Raw genomic sequence first — 22,300 nt, 5'->3', positions numbered from 1 at the left:
GAGTTGTCTTTAAAACTTCATTCTCTGAATCCTTACCGCATTCAGAATAGCCAGCAATGCAACCCCTACGTCTGCAAAAACAGCCTCCCACATAGTTGCCAGTCCTCCAGCTCCAAGGAGTAAAACAACAGCTTTTACGGCAAAGGCTAAAATAATGTTCTGCCAAACGATTTTTTTTGTCTGCTTACCGATATTGATCGCCATTGGGATTTTGCTGGGCTTATCATCCTGGATCACCACATCTGCCGTTTCAATGGTTGCATCACTTCCCAAGCCTCCCATAGCGATTCCCACATCACTTAAAGCAACTACCGGAGCATCGTTCACGCCATCTCCTACAAAAGCTACCGTTTGGTTTTTGGCTTTGATCTCTTTTACTTTATTTACTTTATCCTCAGGCAATAGATCTCCGTATGCATTGTCGATACCCAGCTGATCTGCCACATATTTTACCACTGTAGTCTTATCGCCACTCAGCATGGTGGCTTTTACATTCATTTTATGGAGTTTGTCAACTGTTTCTTTCGCATCTTCTTTAATACTGTCTGCAATGGTGATGTATCCTGCAAACTTACGATCGTACGCTACAGCAATAATAGTGTATACAATATTGGCATGGTTGACATCATAGCTGATGCTGAATTTATCCATTAATTTAAAGTTCCCCACTAAAAGCTCTTTTCCATTGACCACAGCTTTAAGGCCATGTCCTGCAATTTCCTCTACATTTTCCAAAGGAATAGAATGATTGATATCTCCTACATAATTGTGAATAGCAGTGGCTACAGGGTGAGTACTTTTACTTTCCAGGACATTGACCATCTGAAGGATTTCATCTTTATTAAGCCCAGGGGTAATGCTTACTTCCTGAACTTTGAAAACCCCTTCTGTCATCGTTCCTGTTTTATCCATCACCACATTTTGAATTTCTGCGATGCTATCCAGGAAGTTGCTTCCTTTAAACAGAATTCCATTCCGGCTTGCTGCTCCTATCCCTCCGAAATAGCCCAACGGGATGGAAATAACCAATGCACAAGGACAAGAAATTACCAGGAAGATCAGGGATCTGTATAGCCAATCTCTGAACTGGTAGTCATTGACGAAAAAATAAGGTAATAAACAGATTCCTATAGCCAGGAATACAACAATTGGAGTATATACTTTGGCAAATTTTCTGATAAATAATTCTGTAGGTGCTTTTTGGGCGGTAGCATTCTGAACCAGCTCCAGTATTTTACTTAGCTTACTGTATTCATAGGCGGTATTTACTTTAACAAGTGCAATACTGTTCATATTGATCATCCCTGCCAGCACTGTCTCCCCTTTATTTTTGGTGTCAGGTTTACTTTCTCCTGTTAAGGCTGCCGTATTGAATGAGGCTGCATCCGAAAGCAATTCGCCGTCCAAAGCCAGCTTCTCACCAGGCTTCAGCTGGATAACATCTCCTATTTTTGCTTCTTTCGCTTTTATGGTTTTGGGCTGATTATTTTTAATAACCGTTACCTCATCAGGACGCTGATCCAGTAGAGCCTTTATATTTCCTTTTGCTCTGGTTACCGCCATAGACTGGAAAACTTCACCTACGGCATAGAACAGCATTACGGCAACTCCTTCCGGATATTCTCCAATAGCAAAAGCGCCAATGGTAGCAATTCCCATCAGGAAAAATTCGGAAAAAACATCTCCTTTAATGATACTTTTATAAGCATCTTTCAATACAGGAATTCCTACAGGAATATAAGCTGCCAGAAACCATACTAAACGTACCCATCCGGTAAACCATGTGGGTTTTATATAATTATCAAAAGTAATTCCTAACAATAAAAGGGCAAATGATATCATAGCCGGAAGAAACATCTGAAAGACCGTCTGATCTCCGGAATCATGAGAGTGATCATGACCGTCATGGTCATGCCCATCTCCTTCTGAATGATTATGTTTTTTTGTTACTGGTTTTTCCGGGGTCGTACTACAGCATTTTTCCATAACTGATATTTTTATACAAATTTAATGATGAGACGGATGCAATACTATTGCAAACTTTCAAGACAATTCTCACAGATTCCTTTGGCAAACAGCCTTATTTCATCAATCCTGAAACTGGTCTGGATATTTTCAGGGAAGGAAATATCTTCTTTACACGTGGTTTGTTTACATATTTTACAATAGAAATGGAGATGCCAGTCTTTATGTGTTTTTTCATCACAGTCATCCTCACATAACTTATATTTGGTAGTTGTATTTTCCTGTATACTGTGAACAATTCCTTTTTCTTCAAAGGTTTTCAATGTTCTGTAAATTGTGATCCTGTCTGCATTATCAAAATAATTTTCTATTTCAGAAAGAGACAATGCCGCTTCCTGAGAGTTTAAAAAATCATAGACCAGAATTCTCATGCTGGTAGGCTTGGTATTTTTATCAATGAGCTTATTTTCTATATCTTTTTTCATTGTCAACAATTTTAATGTTACAGATGTACTTCTGTTTCCTCATATCCTTCCTCCTCTATTTGAAAAGTGGTATGGCTTATTTTAAAGTTTTTAACCGTCTCCTCCGTTAATGTTTTCAACAGTTGATTCTGAGAAACACTCTCATTCTTTACAATATGGGCACTCATCGCATTAACACTTGAAGTAAGCGACCACACGTGAAGGTCATGAATACTCTTCACTCCCTGAGTATGTTCCAATGATTGACGCAGCTTATGAATATCTACATCTTTGGGAGTACCTTCCAGTAAAACATTGATTGCTTCTTTCAGCAGTTTCCAGGTTCTGGGGAAGATCAGAAATCCGATGGCTGCAGAGATCAAAGGATCGGCATAATACCAGCCCGTGGTAAGCATAATAACCCCTGCAATCATTACTCCTACGGAGGTAAGCATATCTGAAAGTACTTCAAAGTAAGCGCCTTTCATATTCAGGCTTCCTTCTGAATCTTTTCTCAGGATCATCATCCCGATAATATTCACTACTAATCCTATTCCTGCTACAATCAGCATCGATTTGCTCTGTACCTCCGGAGGGCTCTGAAAACGCTTATAGGCTTCAATCAATACATAGACAGAAATTCCCAGTAAAACAACCGCATTAATAACGGCCGCTAATATTTCGGTTCTGTAATATCCATATGTTTTGGAAGGGTCCGCTTTTCTTTCTCCAATTTTTATGGCAATAAATGCCAAAAGCAGTCCCACAACATCTGTCAGCATATGGGCTGCATCTGCCAATAATGCAAGACTATTGGTAACTATTCCTCCAATAACCTCAGCAATAAGATAGGTTCCGCTGAGGCCCAGTACAATCAGAAGGTTCTTTTTATGTCTGCTTGCTGCAGAGGGTGTTTGTGTCGGTATGTTTTCCATATGATCTCTATGGTTTAATTACATTTCATAATACGACGTATTTTCTTTTTTCAAAGGAACATTTTGTTCACCAATCATCTGTCTGATATTGATCTCTATGGTCTGTGCCAGAGACGTCATTGGAGTATCCACCGGACCATTCTCAAAAGGGTCCTGCATAATGATTGATGTTTTTTCAATAGCAATGAACATAATCGGAATCAGGAATGTAATTGCAATCTCCACAACAAGCTGTGAATCATCCAGCCCAAAAGGAAGTATGGCGGCAAATACATAGATCAAAATATGTACTAAAATACTGTAAGACCTGGGAAAAACTGTATTTTTCAATCTTTCACATTTTCCCATGCTGTCACAAAGCCTTGTAACTATATCATTGAGCTGCATTTGCTGAAAATCTGTTAATTCTTTCGTTGGGGCAATTTCCTTTAGCTGTTTAGAATGAGCATCCAGCAGCGCATTGGGTATATTCATTCCGTTGATATGATTTCTGTCCAGATATTCCTGAACTTTTTCAGAGAAGGGCTGCTTTCTCAGAGATTCTCCAAGCGCATAGGTCCAGGTGATTTGTCTTTCGGCAAAATCTTTTATCGTTTTATCATCTCCGGCAGGCATAAACTGAATGACCAACCTTACAAACGTCCTTGAATCATTAACAACAGCCCCCCAAACAGTTCTTGCCTCCCACCATCTTTCATAGGATTGGGAAGTCCGGAAAGCCAGCAGTAAAGACACTGCAGTTCCTAAGAGTGCGGGAATATTCAAAGGGAGTGATATTTTTCTAAACCCAGGCAGCATATCCAAAAGGCCTATGGCAACAGCGAATATCCCAATAAACAGAATCTGAGATTTTATTTCGCGGATGAAATACCAGACTGATATTTTTTTGTTTAATAACATAATTCATCATTTATTAAATACAATAAAGCTTATCTTCTCACCTTCAGGCGGCTTTTACAAGGGTATAAAAACGATGCTGGAATTAGTTCTAAATTAAGCATAAAAAACCATATTTACCTGATTCCGATCACTTTAATTAATGTTCGTGCTCTCCGGAATTAACTAATTTAGCATTCACAAAAAAGGCACCTTTCGTCACAATTTTTGCATTGTCCGGAACTTTCCCAATGGCTGTAATGGCAGTGTATCCCATATCTGATGTTCCTTTTACTACTTCTACTTTTTCAAAATTCAAAGTTTTAGGATGAGGCTTCCCTTTTTCTTCATGCACTTCCTCTATTTTTTTATCGGTTTGAATAAAAATGTAGTATTTACCGTCTGCTTCTACGATAGCCTCTGTGGGCACTGCCGGAGTAGTGCTTTTATCCAGGCTCACAATTCCCGTGATATTCATTCCGTCAATTAAGCCGGTTTTATTTCCGATCACTTCGCAATGCATAGAAATTGTTTTACTCTCATTTTCAAAAGAAGATCCTATGCTGTAAATTTTTGCATCGTACTCTGTTTCAGGATTATTTGTCAGTTTAAAGTGAACAATCTGTCCTACTCTCATCTTCGGAAGATCTTTTTCAAAAACCTGAAGATCCAGATGAATTGATCCATTATCAATCACAGTAGCCACAGGAGAAGAAATATCTACATAGCTTCCTATCTGTGCTGTAATACCACTGATTGTCCCACTGATTGGGGCAGTAATTACCAGACCCGATCTCATATTCCCATTGCTTACCTTTCCAGGACTTATTCCCATCATCTGGAGCTGTTTGAGTAGAGAAGCTTTTTTGGTTCTTAGTGTGTTGAGCTCTGCATCAGCACTTTGAAGGTTCTTTTTAGCTCCTGCATCATTATTAAAAAGCTCTCTTTGTCTTCTGTATTCCTGCTCTGCATAGGTAATCCGACTATTTGTGGTGAGATAATCTTCCTGAAGCTGTATATATTCCGGATTGGCAATGGTAGCAATCACCTGCCCTTTTTTCACAATGCTTCCAACCTGGACATTTAATGTTTTAATAATCCCTCCATACAGAGAAGTAATGGTTGCTTTATTACTGTTGGGAACACTCAGCAGACCATTTGCTTTAATCGTTGAGGTCAGTTCTTTCATTTCTACGGTTCCCAGGGCTACTCCCACAGATTTCATCTGTTCTTCTGTGAGTGAGGCTATGGTTTCGGGAGCTTCTTCCTTAGGTTGCTCTTTCTGTGCGGTTTTTTCAGCAGTTTTTTCCACTGCTGCTTCTTTTTTTCCACAGCTTGTAATCAACAGGGAGAAAAGGGTAAGGGCTATAATGTTATATTTGAGCTTCATATGAAAATGTTTACTTGGTCTAAGATCAGATGTAATCGCCAGCTTTATTAAGGCTTGTTTTCCGGAAAATTTTTTTACTAGCGATTTCATATTATTTATTAATGATTGAATTAATGGTCACTACAGATTGATTAACCTGTTGGATAGATTCCAGGTATTTTAACTGAATATTCGTTGCTGTCTGCAGTGCAAAAAGGTATTCCACATAGGAGATTTCTCCCGTTTTATATCCTAATTGGGCAGCTTTTACAATTTTCTCCGCATTCGGCAGTGCCTGGCCTACATAATAGTCATACTGCTGAATGTCCTGCTGATATTGGCTGAAAGCATTTTCCAACTGTGCAGAAAGTTGTTTCTGCTGCATTTTTGCATTGGTTTCTGCGACCTGCTTATCATATTCCAGAGCCTGAATTCTGGCTTTTGTAGCTCCAAATGTTAAAGGAATTGCCACACCTACTGTTGCAGACTGGAAACGCTTGCCAGATCCATAAAAATTTTCCTGCCCATTGATCGTATGAAGACCTATTAACGACTGGTTCGTATACCCTAAGCTAAAGTCCGGTAATCCCAAAGATTTTTCAACTTTTTTATTCTTCTCTGCCATTTCCATTTCCTGGTAAAAAACTCTTACTGACGGATTATTAGCTACCGCAGCACTATCCAGCACATTTTCCGCCCTTAGAGGTTCATAGTCTTTTGTAAACGGCACTTCAATATTATCTGACGTATTTAGAAGTGTTTTTAAACTTTTATACGCATTATTTAAATATACTTCATTTTGCTTAAGCAACAGGTTAATTTCTCCTTTTTGAGTTTCGGCCGTATTAATTTCAATCTTTTTAATATCTCCGGCTTTAAATCTCACGGTGGCTATTCTTATAAAATCATCATAGACAGTGCTAAGATTGGTAAGCTGTGCTTTATTGTACTGAAAATACTCAATCTGATAATAATAGGTTCGAACCTGTCTTATCAGCTCGTTGGCCGTAATTTCTCTGTCAATTTGCTTACTCTTGATATTCTCACTAATCAATTCCTTTTTTGCTTTAAAAAGCGTTGGGAAAGGAATACTTTGTGAAATGGCAAAAGACTGGTCAAATTTCGGACTGTTGTACTGTCCAAGCTGGGTCTCAACACTCAACTTGGGAAGTTCTTTAGCCGTAGGCCTTAATGCCTCTGCCGACCTGATACTTAAATCTTTTGATTTTAAAGCCAAGTTATTATCCACCGCCATTTCTATTGCCTGGTCTACAGAGATAGGTCTGGTCTGTGCTTTGAATGTCTGTCCCAGCATCATAAACCCTATGAGAACAATGATGGTAAATGTTCCTGCTTTATTATTTTTCCGCTTAAAAAATTTGGTATTAAAAATAATATACAGCATAGGAAGGACAAATAAAGTAAGGAAGGTAGCTGTTACCAAACCACCGATTACCACAGTTGCCAAAGGTTTCTGAACCTCTGCTCCTGCTCCGGTGGAAATAGCCATGGGTAAAAATCCTAATGAAGCTACTGTAGCCGTCATCAAAACCGGTCTTAACCTGGTTTTTGTTCCTTCAAATACTCTTTTCAGAATATCGTTCTCCCCTTCTTTTTCAAGTTGGTTAAAAGTTCCTATCAAAACAATCCCATTAAGTACAGCCACTCCAAATAAAGCAATAAACCCGATTCCTGCGCTGATACTGAAAGGCATATCTCTTAAAAGAAGAGCAAATACTCCCCCAATGGCACTCATAGGAATTGCGGTAAAAATTAAAGCCGCCTGTTTGAATGAGCGGAATGTAAAATACAATAGCATGAAAATAAGAAATAACGACACCGGAACAGCAATCGTAAGACGTTTGCTCGCTTCCTGAAGATTTTCAAACTGTCCGCCATAGGTGAAGTAATATCCGGATGGAAGCTTTATTTTTTTATCCAGATTTGCCTGAATATCTTTCACGACACTTTCTACATCACGTCCTTTTACATTGAAGCCTATCACAATTCTACGTTTTCCCTGTTCACGACTGATCTGTGCAGGGCCTAGTTTGTAGCTTATATCCGCAACCTGCGATAATGGAATCTGAATTCCTGTACTTGAGGTAATCATTAAATTATTAACATCTGTAATATCTGTTCTGTGAAGACTGTCAAGCCTTACTACCAGGTCAAAACGTCTTTCATTTTCAAAAACCTGTCCTGCAGCTTTCCCAGCAAAGGCTGTACTTACGGCATTGTTAACATCTTCAATATTTAATCCGTAATTCGCTATCCTTGTTCTGTCATATTGTACATTAATTTGTGGGAGACCGCTTACCCTTTCGATTTGAGGAGCTGTAGCCCCATCAACCGTTTGAATTACTTTTCCCACTTTATCTGCATATACTGCTAATGAATCAAGGTTTTCACCAAATATTTTCACGGCAACATCCTGTCTTATCCCTGTCATTAATTCATTGAAACGCATCTGGATAGGCTGATTTTTTTCAAAAAAGACTCCCGGAATCGTTTCCAGTTTCTCACTGATCTCATCTGCCAGTTCATCATATGATTTTTTGTTTTTCCACTCGCCCTGTGGTTTAAGAACGATAATCATATCCGTCGCCTCTGGAGGCATAGGGTCTGTAGGAACCTCAGCTGAACCGGTTTTTCCAACGACCATTTTCACCTCATCAAATTGCTTAATAATTCTGGAAGCCTGCATAGAAGTTTCTATACTCTGGCTTAGTGAGCTTCCCTGCGGCAGTATACAGTGGAATGCAAAATCTCCTTCCTGTAGCTGCGGGATAAACTCTCCACCCATATTTTTAAAGATGAAAGCAGCCAATACAAAAACAAGTATTGTAGCTGAAACCACGGCATATTTTACTTTAATAGCTTTCTTCAGTAAGGGTTCATAGATCCTTTGCAGACGGTTCATCATCTTATCTGAAATAGTTTCTTTATGAGAGATGTTTTTAGACAGAAATAAAGCACTCATCATTGGAATATAAGTAACGGACAAGATGGTCGCTCCAATAATGGCAAAGCCAACTGTTTTAGCCATTGGCGTAAACATTTTCCCTTCTACCCCTGCTAATGTAAGGATAGGAACATACACGATAAGGATAATAATCTGTCCAAATATTGCACTATTCATCATTTTAGAGGCAGCAGCTCCCACTTCCTGATCCATCTGAACCTGGGTGAGACTTCCATTAAACTTTTTATGATGAAGAAGATGCAGAGTAGCTTCCACAATAATTACTGCGCCATCCACAATCAACCCGAAATCAATGGCTCCAAGGCTCATCAGATTGGCGCTTACGCCAAAGACGTTCATCATTCCTAACGCAAACAACAATGAAAGTGGGATTGCTGAAGCAACAATAAGTCCTGCTCTAAGATTTCCCAAAAAAACCACCAGCACGAAAATAACGATTAAAGCCCCTTCAATAAGGTTTTTCTCAACCGTACCAATTGCCCTATCTACCAAATCTGTTCTATCCAGAAAAGGTTCTATGACAACATCATCCGGGAGTGATTTTTGAATTACCGGAATTTTCGACTTAATATTTTCCACCACTTCATTACTGTTGGCACCTTTTAACATCATCACCACGCCTCCAACAGCATCTACTTTCCCATTATAGGTCAAAGCTCCGTAACGTACAGCACTTCCTAAACGAACATCTGCCACATCTTTGATAAAAATAGGCACACTCCCGGTTTCGTTTTTAACGGCTATATTTTTTATATCCTCAAGAGAAGTCACAAGACCAATCCCACGGATAAAATAGGCATTAGGCTTTTTATCAATATAAGCCCCTCCTGTATTTTGGTTGTTTTTTTCTAAAGCTGTAAATATTTCAGTAATGCTGGTTCCCATTGCTTTAAGGCGGTTAGGGTCGATAGCAACTTCATATTGTTTCAGTTCTCCCCCAAAACTGTTGATTTCAGCCACTCCCGGAGTTCCGTTGAGCTGCCTGCGGACAATCCAGTCCTGCATCGTTCGAAGGTCTTTAGCATTGTATTTCTTCTCACTTCCTTTTTTAGGATGGAGAATATACTGATATACTTCTCCTAGCCCCGTACTTACCGGAGCCAGCTCAGGAGTTCCTATTCCTTTAGGAATTTCTTCTACGGCATTTTTTAATTGTTCACTAATAAGCTGTCTTGCAAAGTAAATATCGACATCTTCTTTGAAAACGACGGTAATCACAGAAAGGCCAAATCTTGAAATACTCCTCGTTTCCTGAATATCCGGAACATTGGCAATACTCTGCTCTATAGGAAAGGTCACCAGCTGCTCCACTTCCTGACCTGCCAATGTAGGGCAGGCTGTAATAATCTGCACCTGATTATTGGTAATATCCGGAACAGCATCTATCGGTAATCTGGTAGCACTCCAGGTTCCCCAGATGATCAGCAGCAAGGTCATAATACCAATCACAACCTTATTTTTAATACTGAATTTTATGATTTTATCTAACACGATTTTATTGAATTTTATTGAAATGCCTGCAGCTTATAAGCTGCAGCAAAAATATCATGAAAACCTCTGCAACGGTATTGCAAAGTTTCAGGTAATGTTTAGAAAGTATCACTTTCTAAAGATCAATAAAAATTAAATTTTGGGAGGCTGCCAGATAGGATCGTATACCTGGTAAGCAAAGTCATTCTTCTGAAACAGAATTTTCTTTGAAAAATAAGCAGGAATCTGCTCAGGAATCTCTAATAAAGGATCCATCTTAAATGTGGAAACTGCAATCTGGCAACAGCTGCATGCACAGAGTGGCGAGCAGATATCTCCTTTCTCTGTAGAATGAGTTCCATGGATACTTAATGATATTTTCTTTTCTCCTGAATCAAATGATGCGGACACATCTTCACATGGCATTAATGATAACGCCATGAAATAAATTGCCAGTATCCATCTTAATAGATTCATTGTTACAAAGGTAAAGCTTTTTTCTAAAATGGATCATCTCCTTGGATATTTAATATGCAATACAGAAATGTTTCTGATTATTCTAAGTTTGATAATGAAATAAAAAAACAATCACTACATTGAATACATTTTAAATCCTGACAATTATTATAACTTAAATATTCTAAAAAACCCCTCTAATCAAGTAATAAAATTATATTAGAATGAAACCTTTTTTTGCTACGCCATTAATTATATCATTGACTTGTTCAATCCTATTTTCTTGTGAAAAAAAAGAGATATTAAGCGAGGACATTAAAATCTTAAACCAAAACAGAAATCTTTCGACTGTTAATGGAACTGATATTTACATAACAAGTCTTATGATCGAGCCTGATACCTCTGACACGCTTAAGTTTAAACTAACAGATAAGGATTGGACTTTTTTAAGAAAAAGTTTTGATAAGAATAAAATCTATCTTATTAATAACAATACAAAGATAGGAGAAAGAGCAAATTCTATTGAACTTGATGATACAATTATAATTAAAACAAATAAAAGGTCCTTATCAATAAACTTTCGCCATTTTCTTAACGAAAAAGAGAGTATAGATACTGTAAAAACTAAAAGTTTTAAAAATTTTATGCACACTTTTGATTCTTTAGTATATTATAGATCCAGGGGGAAATAATTTGTTAACCATAGATAATTTATAAATTTATCAACCAAATCATTTATCAAAATAAAAAAACCACCGCAAGTGCAGTGGCTTAAAAAAATCAAATCTAATTATTGGGTTATAAACTATAAATTCGGGTTATTTTCAAATTCCTTCTGTGGAATGCTGAATAAGTAATACCTGCTATTCGGAACAAATCCTGTTTGATCAGGGAATGCAAAATTAGTATGACCTCTTCCATCAACCGTTTTTACCGTTCCGTTCGGTGTGGTAACCTGAACTTTAACAGGTTCTCCATTGGCATCTACGAAACGTTTCCTTACTACTGTCCCCTGTGTTCTGATGATATCTGAAAGAGAAAAACCTTCTCCAAATAATTCTTTTCTTCTTTCAATTAAAATTTCCTTTACCACATTATTCTGAGCTAAAGAACCACTGTAAACATTAGCATTTCTTGCAGATTTTAGTTGATTTAAAATAGTGACTGCCTGGGATACATTTCCGTTTCTTGCTTCTGCTTCCGCTTCAATCAGGTACATCTCAGCAGCTCTCATATAGACGATATCAGCAATAAGCCCTGATTTAAATTTAAACTTAGCATACCTCAGCAACCCTTCTCTCCCTTTAAGGCCATCCCATGAGAAAAGCTGATATCTGATATCATTAGCATCAAAGAGGTCTTTAAAATAAGGATCAGCCATAAAACTGTAATAATAACTTCCGGAAGAAGATACATCCAGGTAATGGAATGCATAACTCGCCCCCGACTGCTCCTGGGTTTGTCCGTGTCCCCAAATCCATTCAGCATTATTGATATCGTTGAAACCATCCTTATATTTCTCTGGAGCCATCAAAGAATACCCTTCTCTTGCAACTTTTGCTGCAGCTGCAGCTTTACTCCATTCTCCTGTATTCAGATAAGTTCTTGCCAAGATCCCGTTTACTACAGAACGATTGATCTTATCTTTATTGTTTCTCGTATAATCTTTCAATAAATCATCAGCATCTGTAAGATCATTTTTCACTAAAGCATAGATCTCTTCCAGGCTTGCTCTTTTCTTCCCTACAGTAGTTATCGTTGAAGGTTCCGTATAGATTGGAGCTGTTAATGCCGTCTTATCTTTCAGGTAACTGAACTGATAAAAACTGGCAAGATTCAGATAACAGAAAGCCCGTAAAGCCTTTGCCTGGCCTTTCACCTGATTCTTTTTTTCCTGACTTCCTTCTGTTCCGTCAATCCTTGCAATCACATTATTCATATTATTAATGGCAGAATAGAACATCGACCAGATAAATAATGGACGGCTTGCTGTATTATTGACCATTTCTGTAAATGTATAGGTAGAAGAAAAACCATATTTATTAGTCAGTACAGCCACATCACTTCCCATAGCATCACTTGCTCTTAAAACAGTTGAATACCCGATATTGGCATAAGTAGTTCCGTCATCATTGAATCTGGCCCAGGTTCCGTTGATTACTGTTTCTGCACTTTCAGCAGTTTTAAAAACTTCCACATCATTAGCCTGATCGGTAGGAGCTGTTGCCAGGTCACTTTCACAGCTGGTCAATAACCATGCTGTAAGTAAGGCAAAAGATAAATATTTTAATTTTTTCATTGTTTCAATTTTAAAAGTTAAAGAGTTGCCTGAAGTCCAAAAGTAATTGTTCTCATGGCAGGATACCTGTAATAAGTAGTACCGTCCAATGCCTGCTCAGGATCCATTCCTTTATGCTTATAGAAGGTCAGAAGATTTTCTGCCTGAACATAGATTCTGAACTTTTTAAGTCCACGTTTTTCAAAATAATCTGAAGGAAGAGTATATCCCAGACTTACATTTTTAAGTCTTGCATACGTTCCGGAATATAAGAATCTTGAAGAATTGGACGTCCAGTTATTGGTAATTGTACTCAATGCAGGTACATCCGTATTAGGATTTTCCGGTGTCCATCTGTTTAACATTTCTACACTCCACGCACGACCTCCGGCGCTTCCGTTATGCATAATTGAGGTATAATCGGTATCAAGAATTTTACCTCCGATTTTGAAAGTCAGCAATCCCGAGAAGTCGAAATTCTTATAGGTAATACTTGTACTAAGCCCTCCGGTTACTTTTGGCAATGCAGATCCCTGCAATGTTCTTGTTGCTTTTGCATATTCAGAAGTAGTTCCTTCCACTGTGTTTCCATTAGCATCTGTACCAATGGTTTTCCATAATGGTCTTCCGTTACTTTCATCTACCCCTGCCCATTCCGGAATATAGAAATCATATACAGAACCTCCTACCTGTAGCAGCTTCGTTCCGGTAAGGATAGAACCTTTAGGTAATTTCGTAATCTTATTATTCAGTGTACTCAGGTTAAGGTCTAAATTCCATTGGAAATCATCCGTCTTGATTGGCGTCGTAAAAAGGGAGAATTCAAAACCTGTGTTTTTTATGGTTCCGATATTGGCCGGGAAATCATTAATCCCTAAAGACGGAGCTACTGGCATATTAAATAGAAGATCCTGGCTTTTTCGCTCAAAATATTCGATATTTCCTTTCACTCTGTTATTAAGAACCGCAAACTCTAATCCTACGTTCAGATTAAGATTCGTCTCCCACTTTAAGCCGTTGGTTCTCGCTTTCTCAAGTACGGCACCAGGCTCACCAAGGTTGTTATAAAATTTATAAAGCTCCTGGTAAGCGTAATAAAGAGGTAGTTTATTAGGCTGTAATAATTTATCATTCCCCTGCCCTCCATAACTTGCACGAAGTGTCAGCTGATTAAAGAAATTCAGATTTTTGATAAATTCCTCGTTAGAAATCTTCCATGAACCTCCTACAGACCAGAATTTCCCCCAACGGTTATCCTCAAAGAATCTTGAAGAACCGTCTGCCCTTCCTGAGGCTGACAGGAAATAGGTATTGTTAAAATCATATTCCACTTTTCCAAGATAACTTAGCAGGCTGACCTTATCACTGTTTCCACTGAAACTCCCCAACAAGGCTGCAGCATCCGGCTCATAATAGTATGGAAGTGAAAACTGACTTCGGGTACCCGAGATTGTCTGATAATCATATTTATAAAATTCCTGACCTGCCAACACATTAAAATGATGCTTCCCGAATTTTTTATCAAACGTCAGAATATTACTCGTGGTATAAGATAAAGTTCTGCTGTTTGACTTTGTGACCGATCCTCCAATCTCACTACCCTGCCCAATAAGTGGGTTTGAATAATAATGTCCATTATAATTGACTAAATCTACGGAAAAACTTGTTCTGAACTTCAACTCCGGTAAGAATGTAAAGTCCATGAAACCTTTTCCGGAGAAGTTATCTTCTTTATTTTCATTTTTATCTAAAGGTAAAGTTGCCGCTAAATTTTGATTCTGAAGAGCATTGGTAGGTCTGTATTTTCCAAAATCGTAAATTCTGTTTCCGGCACCATCCAATATATATGATCCATCAGGGTTTCTCTCATAATAAGGATAAAACGAAGGAACAGATCTTGCTGCCTGGATAACATTGCTTGTATTGGAATCTGAAGACGTAGGAGCCTGTTGAATACTGTTGGTATAACTTAAATTCACCCCTACATTCAGCCATTTCTTAACTTCAGAATTGAGTTTTAACCTTGTGCTGTATTTTTTAAATCCGGATTCAATGGCAATCCCTTTATCATCAAGATATCCCAATGAGAAAAAGTAATTGCTTTTTTCACTTCCTCCACTGATATCCAGATCTACCTGATTCCTGGAAGCCACTCTCTGTAAAACATCTCTCCAATCATCATTCCATAATGGTGTTGCTCCGGGTAACAATTTCCCGTCTGTACCTACAGGTTTTGAATAATTAGCACCATAAGGATTAATACCCAGTTCAGAGATAAGATTATTGGTAGCCATCTGGGCTGCCTGCTGCCCATTGACCTGACTGGATCTGTATCCGTTTCTCAATGCTTCCCAATACAGCTGGAAATACTGATCTGTATTTACCTGTTCGTAGTCTTTTACCGCTCTGCTGGAAAAACCCTGGCTTATATTAAAGTTGATTCTGGCTTCTCCTTTTTTACCGGACTTGGTCGTAATAATGATGATCCCATTAGCCCCTCTTGATCCATAAAGAGCACTTGCCGTAGCATCTTTCAGCACACTGATTGATTCTATATCATTAGGGCTTATAGAGTTCAGATTTCCGTCAAAAGGAATACCGTCTACCACATATAAAGGATCGCTGGATGCACTGATAGAGCCAATTCCCCTGATCCTGATTGTAGCTGTAGATCCCGGCTGTCCGGAAGAACTTGTTGTTTGTACTCCCGCCACCTGTCCTTCCAATGCTTTGGTAATATTGGTAACAGGTCTGTTGTTAATCTTATCACTGGAAATAGTTGCCACAGAACCGGTATAGCTGGTTCTTTTAGCCTTTCCGTAGGCTACCACTACCACTTCATCAAGTTCCTTCTCATTGAGTGTATCTTTTTTAGCTTTGGTATCCTGCCCGTGTATGCTTCCAATTCCTAAAAAGAATACCGCTACAGGGGGAATCCAAATTTTTGAGCTAATCAAATTTTTATTAATCATAATCAATTTTGTTTATCATATATTAAAATTTTGCCCTTTGCAGATAATACAGCAAAGGGCATCGATAAATACGATAAACCTAATGCTTATTTTTCCTTTAAAGGCTGAATGTAACACCTTGCACAAGAGCAGGTTGTTAAGATTTCATTGGGTCAGTTCCCTCCATCTTTCTTTATAAGCCGATCGAAATATGACTGCAAATCTAGAAATATTTAGTCTACAAAACAAGTAGACTTATAATTTTTCATGATAATTTTTCAAAAATTAACTTAATATTTTATTAAAAAGCCGGTAAAATAAGGACTTATAAAAATTGGCACTTTAACAAACATGACAAATATCATTATAGATAATGCAAAGGAGAAAAATGAAAAAAAATAAAATTCTACTCTTTAAAGGAAAAAGTTTTAATTTTATAGAATGAAAGTTTTAATTATAAACGGGCCTAATCTCAATCTTTTAGGCACCAGAGAACCGGAAATCTATGGAACAATCTCCATGGAAACTTATTTGGAAAATTTAAAATCCGAGTTTCATTCTTATGAATTAAAATATTATCAATCAAATATTGAAGGAGAGCTTATCAACAGGCTTCAGGAAGATGATTTTGATGCTGTTGTCATCAATCCAGGTGCTTTCACACACTATTCTTATGCCATAGCAGATTGTTTAAAAAATATTCAGAAACCTAAAGTGGAAGTTCACATCAGCAACATTTATAAAAGAGAGGAATTCCGGCAAAAGTCTGTGACTGCCGCCAATACCGATGCTGTTTTGTCTGGCTTCGGAATGGAGGGATACAGATTGGCATTACTGGGATTAAAATAATTTCTCAGTTTCTCCTCAGATTTAGCAAATTCTGCAAATGATTGCGTTGTAGAAAAAATAAGCAATTCATCTATTTGAAAATAGAAAAGCCTCATCAGTGATGAGGCTTTTGTGTATGTTGTAAGCAATCTTATTAGATAGTCTGTCCCTGTAATTGAGGTCCTGAAGCAATTAGTTTTTTACCGGCTTCAGTATCACAGTACTGTTCAAAGTTTTTAATATATCTTGAAGCAAGGTCTTTTGCTTTTTCTTCCCACTCGGAAACATTACCGTAAGTATCTCTAGGATCCAGAATACCTGCAGAAACATTTGGAAGTTCGGTAGGAATTTCAAGATTCATGATGGGAACCTGAGTTTTAGGAGCGTTATCAATAGAACCGTCAATAATAGCATCAATGATTGCTCTTGTATCTTTTAAAGAAATTCTTTTTCCTGTACCGTTCCAACCTGTATTTACTAAATAAGCTTTAGCACCGTGCTCTTTCATTTTACCGATCAACGTTTTAGAATACATTGTAGGGTGTAATGTAAGGAATGCTTCACCAAATGCAGGTGAGAAAGATGGCTGAGGTTCTGTAATTCCTCTTTCTGTTCCGGCAAGTTTTGAAGTATAACCGCAAAGGAAATGGTACTGAGCCTGATCTTCATTCAGGATAGAAACCGGAGGAAGTACTCCGAATGCATCTGCTGAAAGATAAACAATCTTTTTAGCGTGCCCTGCCTTAGATGGCAATACAATTTTGTTGATATGATAGATTGGATAAGAAACTCTTGTGTTTTCAGTGATTGATCCGTCTGTATAATCTGCCACTCCATTGTTCACAACAACGTTTTCAAGAAGTGCATCTCTCTTGATTGCTCTGAAGATATCCGGTTCTTTTTCTTTTGATAAATCGATAACCTTAGCGTAGCATCCTCCTTCATAGTTAAATACTCCGTTATTATCCCATCCATGCTCATCGTCACCGATCAGGTATCTTTTCGGATCTGCTGATAAAGTAGTTTTACCCGTTCCTGAAAGACCAAAGAATAAAGCAACGTCACCTTCTTCTCCTACATTTGCAGAACAGTGCATTGAAGCCATACCTTTTAATGGAAGGTAATAGTTCATCATTGCAAACATTCCTTTCTTCATCTCACCTCCGTACCAAGTACCACCAATGATCTGTAGTTTTTCAGTAAGGTTGAACATGATGAAGTTTTCAGAGTTTAAACCCTGAGCTTCCCAATTTGGATTCGTAGTTTTAGAACCATTGATTACAGTGAAATCAGGCTCTCCGAAGTTCTCAAGCTCAAAATGAGAAGGGCGAATGAACATATTGGTCACGAAATGTGCCTGCCATGCCACTTCAACAATAAATCTTACTTTAAGTCTTGTATCAGCATTTGTACCACAGAAAGCATCTACCACATAGATTTTTTTTGCTTCTGCCAGCTGATCCATCACTAGTTCTTTACAAGACCCGAAAATTTCCGAAGTGGTAGGTAAGTTTACTTTACCATCCCAGAAAATTGTATCTCTTGTAACATCATCCTGAACAATATATCTGTCTTTAGGAGAACGACCTGTGAAAATTCCTGTTTTTACCGATACCGCGCCAGATTCTGTAAGCTCAGCTTTCTCAAATCCTTGATTTTCAGGAGAAACTTCAGCCTGATATAATTCTTCATAAGAAGGATTATATACTACTTCATAGTTTCCTTTAATCCCTAATTTCTCTAAATCCTGGATGATTTTAGTGTTTTTCATTTTACTTATATTTTCTATTTCTTTATTGAGTTCAACAAAAATAATATTAATTATTTGTTAAAGGTGGTTTAAATATACTGATATAAGTCAGAATCGCAAATAAAAAAAGGGGCTTGTAAATTACTGATTATAAATTAATTATATTTTGCCATTCAAAAACACTAGTAAAACCCTTCTCCCAAAAATAGTCTTTATAGCCCCCAAATTTAGCACTCATCACGAAATCTCCACCCCATGCCCCCAAACTTTTGACAAAACAAGGGCAGTCTGAGAATAATCTCTCTTTAACTGTAGGAATTTCAAGAAAATTGGAAATTTTTTGCTCATGAATCACCATTAGCTTAGAAAAATTTTGCAATTCACTGCATAACAAAATTTTCTTTGTGATATCTGAAAATTCATCAACCAATTCCGGAGATCTCTTTTTTGACTTGTAAAAACTGATTCCTTCCCTGCTATCTTGTTTTTGATTCAGGTGAATAAAAATCAATTCATTTTTAAAAGGAGGACTGAAAGTTACCTTCTCATATTTGATTTCCGGTTTACTTTGAAAAAGAACAGCAGATTTTTCTTTTGCGACTGCAACATCATATCCACTTCCTCCCAAACTGATGGAGTTCAAATAAAAAGGATCAATTCTGGCCCATTCTGCCAGATTATTCATTAAGGTAGAACTGCTTCCAAGTCCAAAATCCGCAGGAAACTGAAGATTTGTTTTTAAATGGTAAGTACAATCGTTTTTGAATTTTATATCGGAAAGCTGCTGTACATTCTTTAATGTTTTTAGAATAAATTCAGCGCTTGCAGGAATATTGGCTTCAAGAATCTGCCAATTCTTATAATCTATAACAGCCTTTAGCCATAATTTGTTCTGATGAAATGCTTCCCAAAGAATCAGGGATTTGTGGTCATTTCTATCTTCAAAAAAAAACTCTTGTCCAAGCTTGGTAGGTACCGCCAGGACAAGAGCTCCGTCTATCGCGAAATATTCTGAAGTAAGCATAAGCTTGCCCGGTGAAAATATCGCGTTCATATTTTTTATTTTAGATTGCAGAAACAGCGTCTACAGATCCGTCAATTTTTTTGATCAGCCCCTGAAGGGTTTTTCCAGGTCCAACTTCTACAAAATTAGAAGCTCCATCTTTGATCATATTCTGAACAGACTGTGTCCATTTTACAGGACCGGTAAGCTGATCAATAAGGTTTTGTTTAATCTCATCAGGATTTGTTACCGCTGTAGTGGTAATATTCTGATATACCGGAATAGTAGCTTTTCTGAATTTTGTTTTCTCAATGGCTGCAGCTAGCCTTTCTTGTGCAGGCTGCATTAATGGCGAATGGAAAGCTCCGTTTACAGCCAGTAGTAATGCTCTTTTTGCTCCTGCTTCTTTCAATTTAGCACAAGCTTCCTCTACTGCAGGCGTTTCTCCCGAAATTACAAGCTGCCCCGGGCAGTTATAATTGGCAGGAACTACAATTCCATTGATCTGAGCACAGATTTCTTCTACTTTGGCATCTTCCAGTCCTAGAATAGCTGCCATTGAACTTGGATTTGCATCACAAGCCTCCTGCATAGCTTTAGCTCTTTCAGATACTAATTTCAAACCATCGTCAAAAGATAAAACTCCGTTAGCTACCAATGCAGAGAACTCTCCTAACGAGTGTCCTGCTACCATTTCAGCTCCAAGACCGTTTACTGCTTTTAATGCTGCTACTGAATGTATAAAAATTGAAGGCTGGGTAACCTCTGTTTTCTTAAGATCCTCATCTGCTCCGTTAAACATAATGGAAAGAATATCGAAACCTAAAATTTCATTGGCAGATTCCATCAGATCTTTGATATCTTTTCTAGAATCATACAATTCTTTTCCCATTCCTACGAACTGAGAACCCTGCCCAGGAAATACAAGTGCTTTCATGTACTGAATTAAATATTATGCAAATATAACTATATTGTTAACAATATACTGTTAAAGAGATATAAATCATTTAGGGAACCAGCCTGATTACTCTGTATCCGGTGTTTACGTAAGCACCGTTAGCTTTAGATTTTACAAACTCAAATTTTGTTGCAAGCTGAGTCTGAACTTTATTCATCTGCTTAAAGATTTCTCCTTTTTTATTCTCTCTTGTCAGCATATCATTCACCACATCAAAACCTACAATTGCATATTTTGGAGGTGTTTTACAGTATTTTGTTTTATAGGCTGCCAGAATTTCTTTTTCAAATCCTCCGTCAGTATTGATCTTTCTATCCATCAGGTATACAAGGTTTGCCTGGCTCAGTTCATCTACTTTCTTTTCAAAAACCGGAGAATAGAATAAGCTGAAAGCTTTCACTCCCTGTGCTTCTTTAGAAAGAGCAATCATTCTGTTGGCAAAAGCATCACCCATACTATCATTATCATTAGCTAAAACAGCAATAACCGGGGCAGACTGCCCTGTCATCATATTCTGATCCAGCTGAATTTCTGCCGGAGAATTAACGATAACAATATTTGGATTTTTAACAGATTTTTCAAGACCTGCTTTAATATAGTTTGCATTTTCTTTCTTAGGATCTGCAACCACATATATTTTCTGATCTGAATATACTGCTTTTACTTCTTCAACAATTTTATCGGCATACGTCTGATTGTTTGTTTCAACAATAATCAGGTTGCTGTAATTGTATAATTCCGGAGAATTAGCGAATGGTGCTACAATTGGAATTTTTTGATTTCTGGTGAAATCCAAAACGTCAATTACATTAGACTTAAAGAATGGGCCGATAATCAAATCGGTATTGTCCGGGTTAATCTGTGTCAGAGAATTTTTAAATGAAGCCTCGTTTCCGGAGTCCACTATTTTTATATCCAGTTTCTGACCACCTCTTGCGTTTCTTTCAATAGCCAGTTTAGCTCCGGTTAAAAAGTCTAATGCCATTCCCCGGTATTGAGTTTCGTTGGTGCTGTAACCAAACGGAAGCATCAACACTACGCTCAAAGCATCTCCATTTTTCTTCACATAAGCAGGATCCTGCTTTTTGATCTTTAAAACCATTCCTGATTTCAGTCCATGTGAAAGATCCGGATTCAGAGCGATCAAATCATCAATACTCACTCCAAACCTGTTAACAATAGAGAATACAGTATCTCCCTGCTGAACAGTATAGGTTACATAGTCATCTCCTACAACCACATTGGATGATGAAGATTTTTCGTTTCCTGAATCTATTTTTGTCTTTGGATTGACAGGTTCAGCAACGGTATCTGATGTATTTGATTTCTTTATTTTGATGGAGTCTCCGGGCTTTAATCCTTTTTCTTCTAATCCGGGATTTAAAGCAAAAAGGTCTTGCTGCGTGATTCCAAACTGTTTGGTAATTCTGTAGTAATTATCTTTAGCCTGAATTACATAGGTCTCTCCTTCTACAGCAACAGCTGGAGGAGTTGCAGTACCTTCTTTTTCTACTGGAGTTTCTACCGGTTTTTCAGTAGCAATAACCTGCTGGCCATCTCCATATTTTTTTATGCTTGTAAGAGGCAATGTGATCTCATCTCCGATTTTCATGTGAGAATCCAATTCAGGATTCAGTTTTCTTAAATCAGTTTCCGAGATTCTGTATTGCTTGGTAATTCCATAGATCGTTTGCTTTGGCTGTAAAACAATTTTTCCAAGCGAAGCATTTGTATTGGTTTTTACTTTTTCAGCTACGGCAGTTTTGGTAACAACAGGAGCTGTTACTTTATCTGATTTTATTGTTAAAATATCTCCAATAGCCAATTTGCCGTCTTTAAACTTTGGGTTTAGCTTCAGCAATTCATCTACAGTTATTCCATACTTTTTTGCGATGTTGTAAGGGTTATCACCTTGTACAACCGTATGAGATTTTTGAGCTGAAACGCCCAAAACCATACATAAACTAGATAGAATAAAAAACCTCTTTATCATATTCGATAATTATAATTT

General features: G+C 37.7%; 15 protein-coding genes and 1 riboswitch. Of the genes, 2 read left to right on the top strand and 13 right to left on the bottom strand.

The window, feature by feature from the left end; genetic code table 11:
* Window positions 1-9 precede the first annotated feature (9 nt).
* The 7 genes from LQV47_RS03640 to LQV47_RS03610 form a co-directional block, all read right to left on the bottom strand.
* Window positions 10-1,986: a heavy metal translocating P-type ATPase gene (locus LQV47_RS03640; protein ID WP_230033979.1), complete on the bottom strand. Its 1,977-nt coding sequence runs from the start codon at window positions 1,984-1,986 to the stop codon at window positions 10-12.
* Window positions 1,987-2,030: 44 nt separating this feature from the next.
* Entirely contained in the window at window positions 2,031-2,450 is a 420-nt protein-coding gene (locus tag LQV47_RS03635; RefSeq protein ID WP_230033976.1) for a transcriptional repressor, read from the bottom strand.
* A gap of 17 nt (window positions 2,451-2,467) precedes the next feature.
* Entirely contained in the window at window positions 2,468-3,364 is an 897-nt protein-coding gene (locus LQV47_RS03630; RefSeq protein WP_230033974.1) for a cation diffusion facilitator family transporter, read from the bottom strand.
* Between the two features lie 18 nt (window positions 3,365-3,382).
* Entirely contained in the window at window positions 3,383-4,264 is an 882-nt protein-coding gene (locus LQV47_RS03625) for a bestrophin family ion channel (RefSeq protein WP_230033972.1), read from the bottom strand.
* A 136-nt stretch (window positions 4,265-4,400) separates the two neighbouring features.
* A complete protein-coding gene (locus LQV47_RS03620) occupies window positions 4,401-5,630 on the bottom strand; it encodes an efflux RND transporter periplasmic adaptor subunit (RefSeq protein WP_230033970.1) in 1,230 nt (409 codons plus the stop codon).
* A gap of 91 nt (window positions 5,631-5,721) precedes the next feature.
* Window positions 5,722-10,086, bottom strand: coding sequence for a CusA/CzcA family heavy metal efflux RND transporter (locus LQV47_RS03615; RefSeq protein WP_230033968.1), 4,365 nt, complete (start codon window positions 10,084-10,086; stop codon window positions 5,722-5,724).
* Between the two features lie 132 nt (window positions 10,087-10,218).
* Window positions 10,219-10,542, bottom strand: a complete 324-nt coding sequence (locus LQV47_RS03610; protein WP_230033965.1) for a DUF6660 family protein — start codon at window positions 10,540-10,542, stop codon at window positions 10,219-10,221.
* A 203-nt stretch (window positions 10,543-10,745) separates the two neighbouring features.
* On the opposite strand from LQV47_RS03610, the gene LQV47_RS03605 reads away from it, so the two are divergent.
* Window positions 10,746-11,213 (top strand): hypothetical protein, encoded by a 468-nt coding sequence (locus LQV47_RS03605; protein WP_230033963.1) that lies wholly within the window; start codon window positions 10,746-10,748, stop codon window positions 11,211-11,213.
* Between the two features lie 113 nt (window positions 11,214-11,326).
* Here the strand turns inward: LQV47_RS03605 and LQV47_RS03600 are convergent, their stop codons facing one another.
* Together LQV47_RS03600 and LQV47_RS03595 are read right to left on the bottom strand one after the other, a co-directional pair.
* Window positions 11,327-12,820: a RagB/SusD family nutrient uptake outer membrane protein gene (locus tag LQV47_RS03600; protein WP_230033962.1), complete on the bottom strand. Its 1,494-nt coding sequence runs from the start codon at window positions 12,818-12,820 to the stop codon at window positions 11,327-11,329.
* Window positions 12,821-12,837: 17 nt separating this feature from the next.
* Complete coding sequence (locus LQV47_RS03595; RefSeq protein ID WP_230033960.1) at window positions 12,838-15,771, bottom strand: TonB-dependent receptor; 2,934 nt, start codon at window positions 15,769-15,771, stop codon at window positions 12,838-12,840.
* Window positions 15,772-15,854: 83 nt separating this feature from the next.
* A riboswitch (SAM riboswitch) is annotated at window positions 15,855-15,952 on the bottom strand.
* Window positions 15,953-16,191: 239 nt separating this feature from the next.
* Between LQV47_RS03595 and LQV47_RS03590 the strand changes: the two genes are divergently transcribed.
* The gene (locus LQV47_RS03590; protein ID WP_230033958.1) at window positions 16,192-16,599 is read left to right on the top strand and encodes a type II 3-dehydroquinate dehydratase; all 408 of its coding nucleotides are present in this window, start codon (window positions 16,192-16,194) and stop codon (window positions 16,597-16,599) included.
* Between the two features lie 133 nt (window positions 16,600-16,732).
* Here LQV47_RS03590 and pckA read toward each other — a convergent pair whose 3' ends face one another.
* The 4 genes from pckA to LQV47_RS03570 form a co-directional block, all read right to left on the bottom strand.
* Window positions 16,733-18,349 carry a phosphoenolpyruvate carboxykinase (ATP) gene (gene pckA, locus LQV47_RS03585; protein WP_230033956.1) on the bottom strand — a complete coding sequence of 539 codons (1,617 nt, stop codon included), beginning with the start codon at window positions 18,347-18,349 and terminating at the stop codon, window positions 16,733-16,735.
* A 127-nt stretch (window positions 18,350-18,476) separates the two neighbouring features.
* Window positions 18,477-19,382 (bottom strand): GYDIA family GHMP kinase, encoded by a 906-nt coding sequence (locus LQV47_RS03580; RefSeq protein WP_230033954.1) that lies wholly within the window; start codon window positions 19,380-19,382, stop codon window positions 18,477-18,479.
* A gap of 10 nt (window positions 19,383-19,392) precedes the next feature.
* Complete coding sequence (fabD, locus tag LQV47_RS03575) at window positions 19,393-20,268, bottom strand: ACP S-malonyltransferase (protein WP_047484973.1); 876 nt, start codon at window positions 20,266-20,268, stop codon at window positions 19,393-19,395.
* 70 nt (window positions 20,269-20,338) lie between these two features.
* On the bottom strand, window positions 20,339-22,282 hold the full coding sequence (locus LQV47_RS03570) for a LysM peptidoglycan-binding domain-containing protein (RefSeq protein ID WP_230033952.1): 1,944 nt from the start codon (window positions 22,280-22,282) through the stop codon (window positions 20,339-20,341).
* Between the last annotated feature and the right edge of the window lie 18 nt (window positions 22,283-22,300).

It is taken from the genome of Chryseobacterium sp. Bi04 (genome assembly GCF_918698085.1).
GTDB lineage: Bacteria > Bacteroidota > Bacteroidia > Flavobacteriales > Weeksellaceae > Chryseobacterium.
This window is presented reverse-complemented; position numbering and strand designations above follow the sequence as displayed.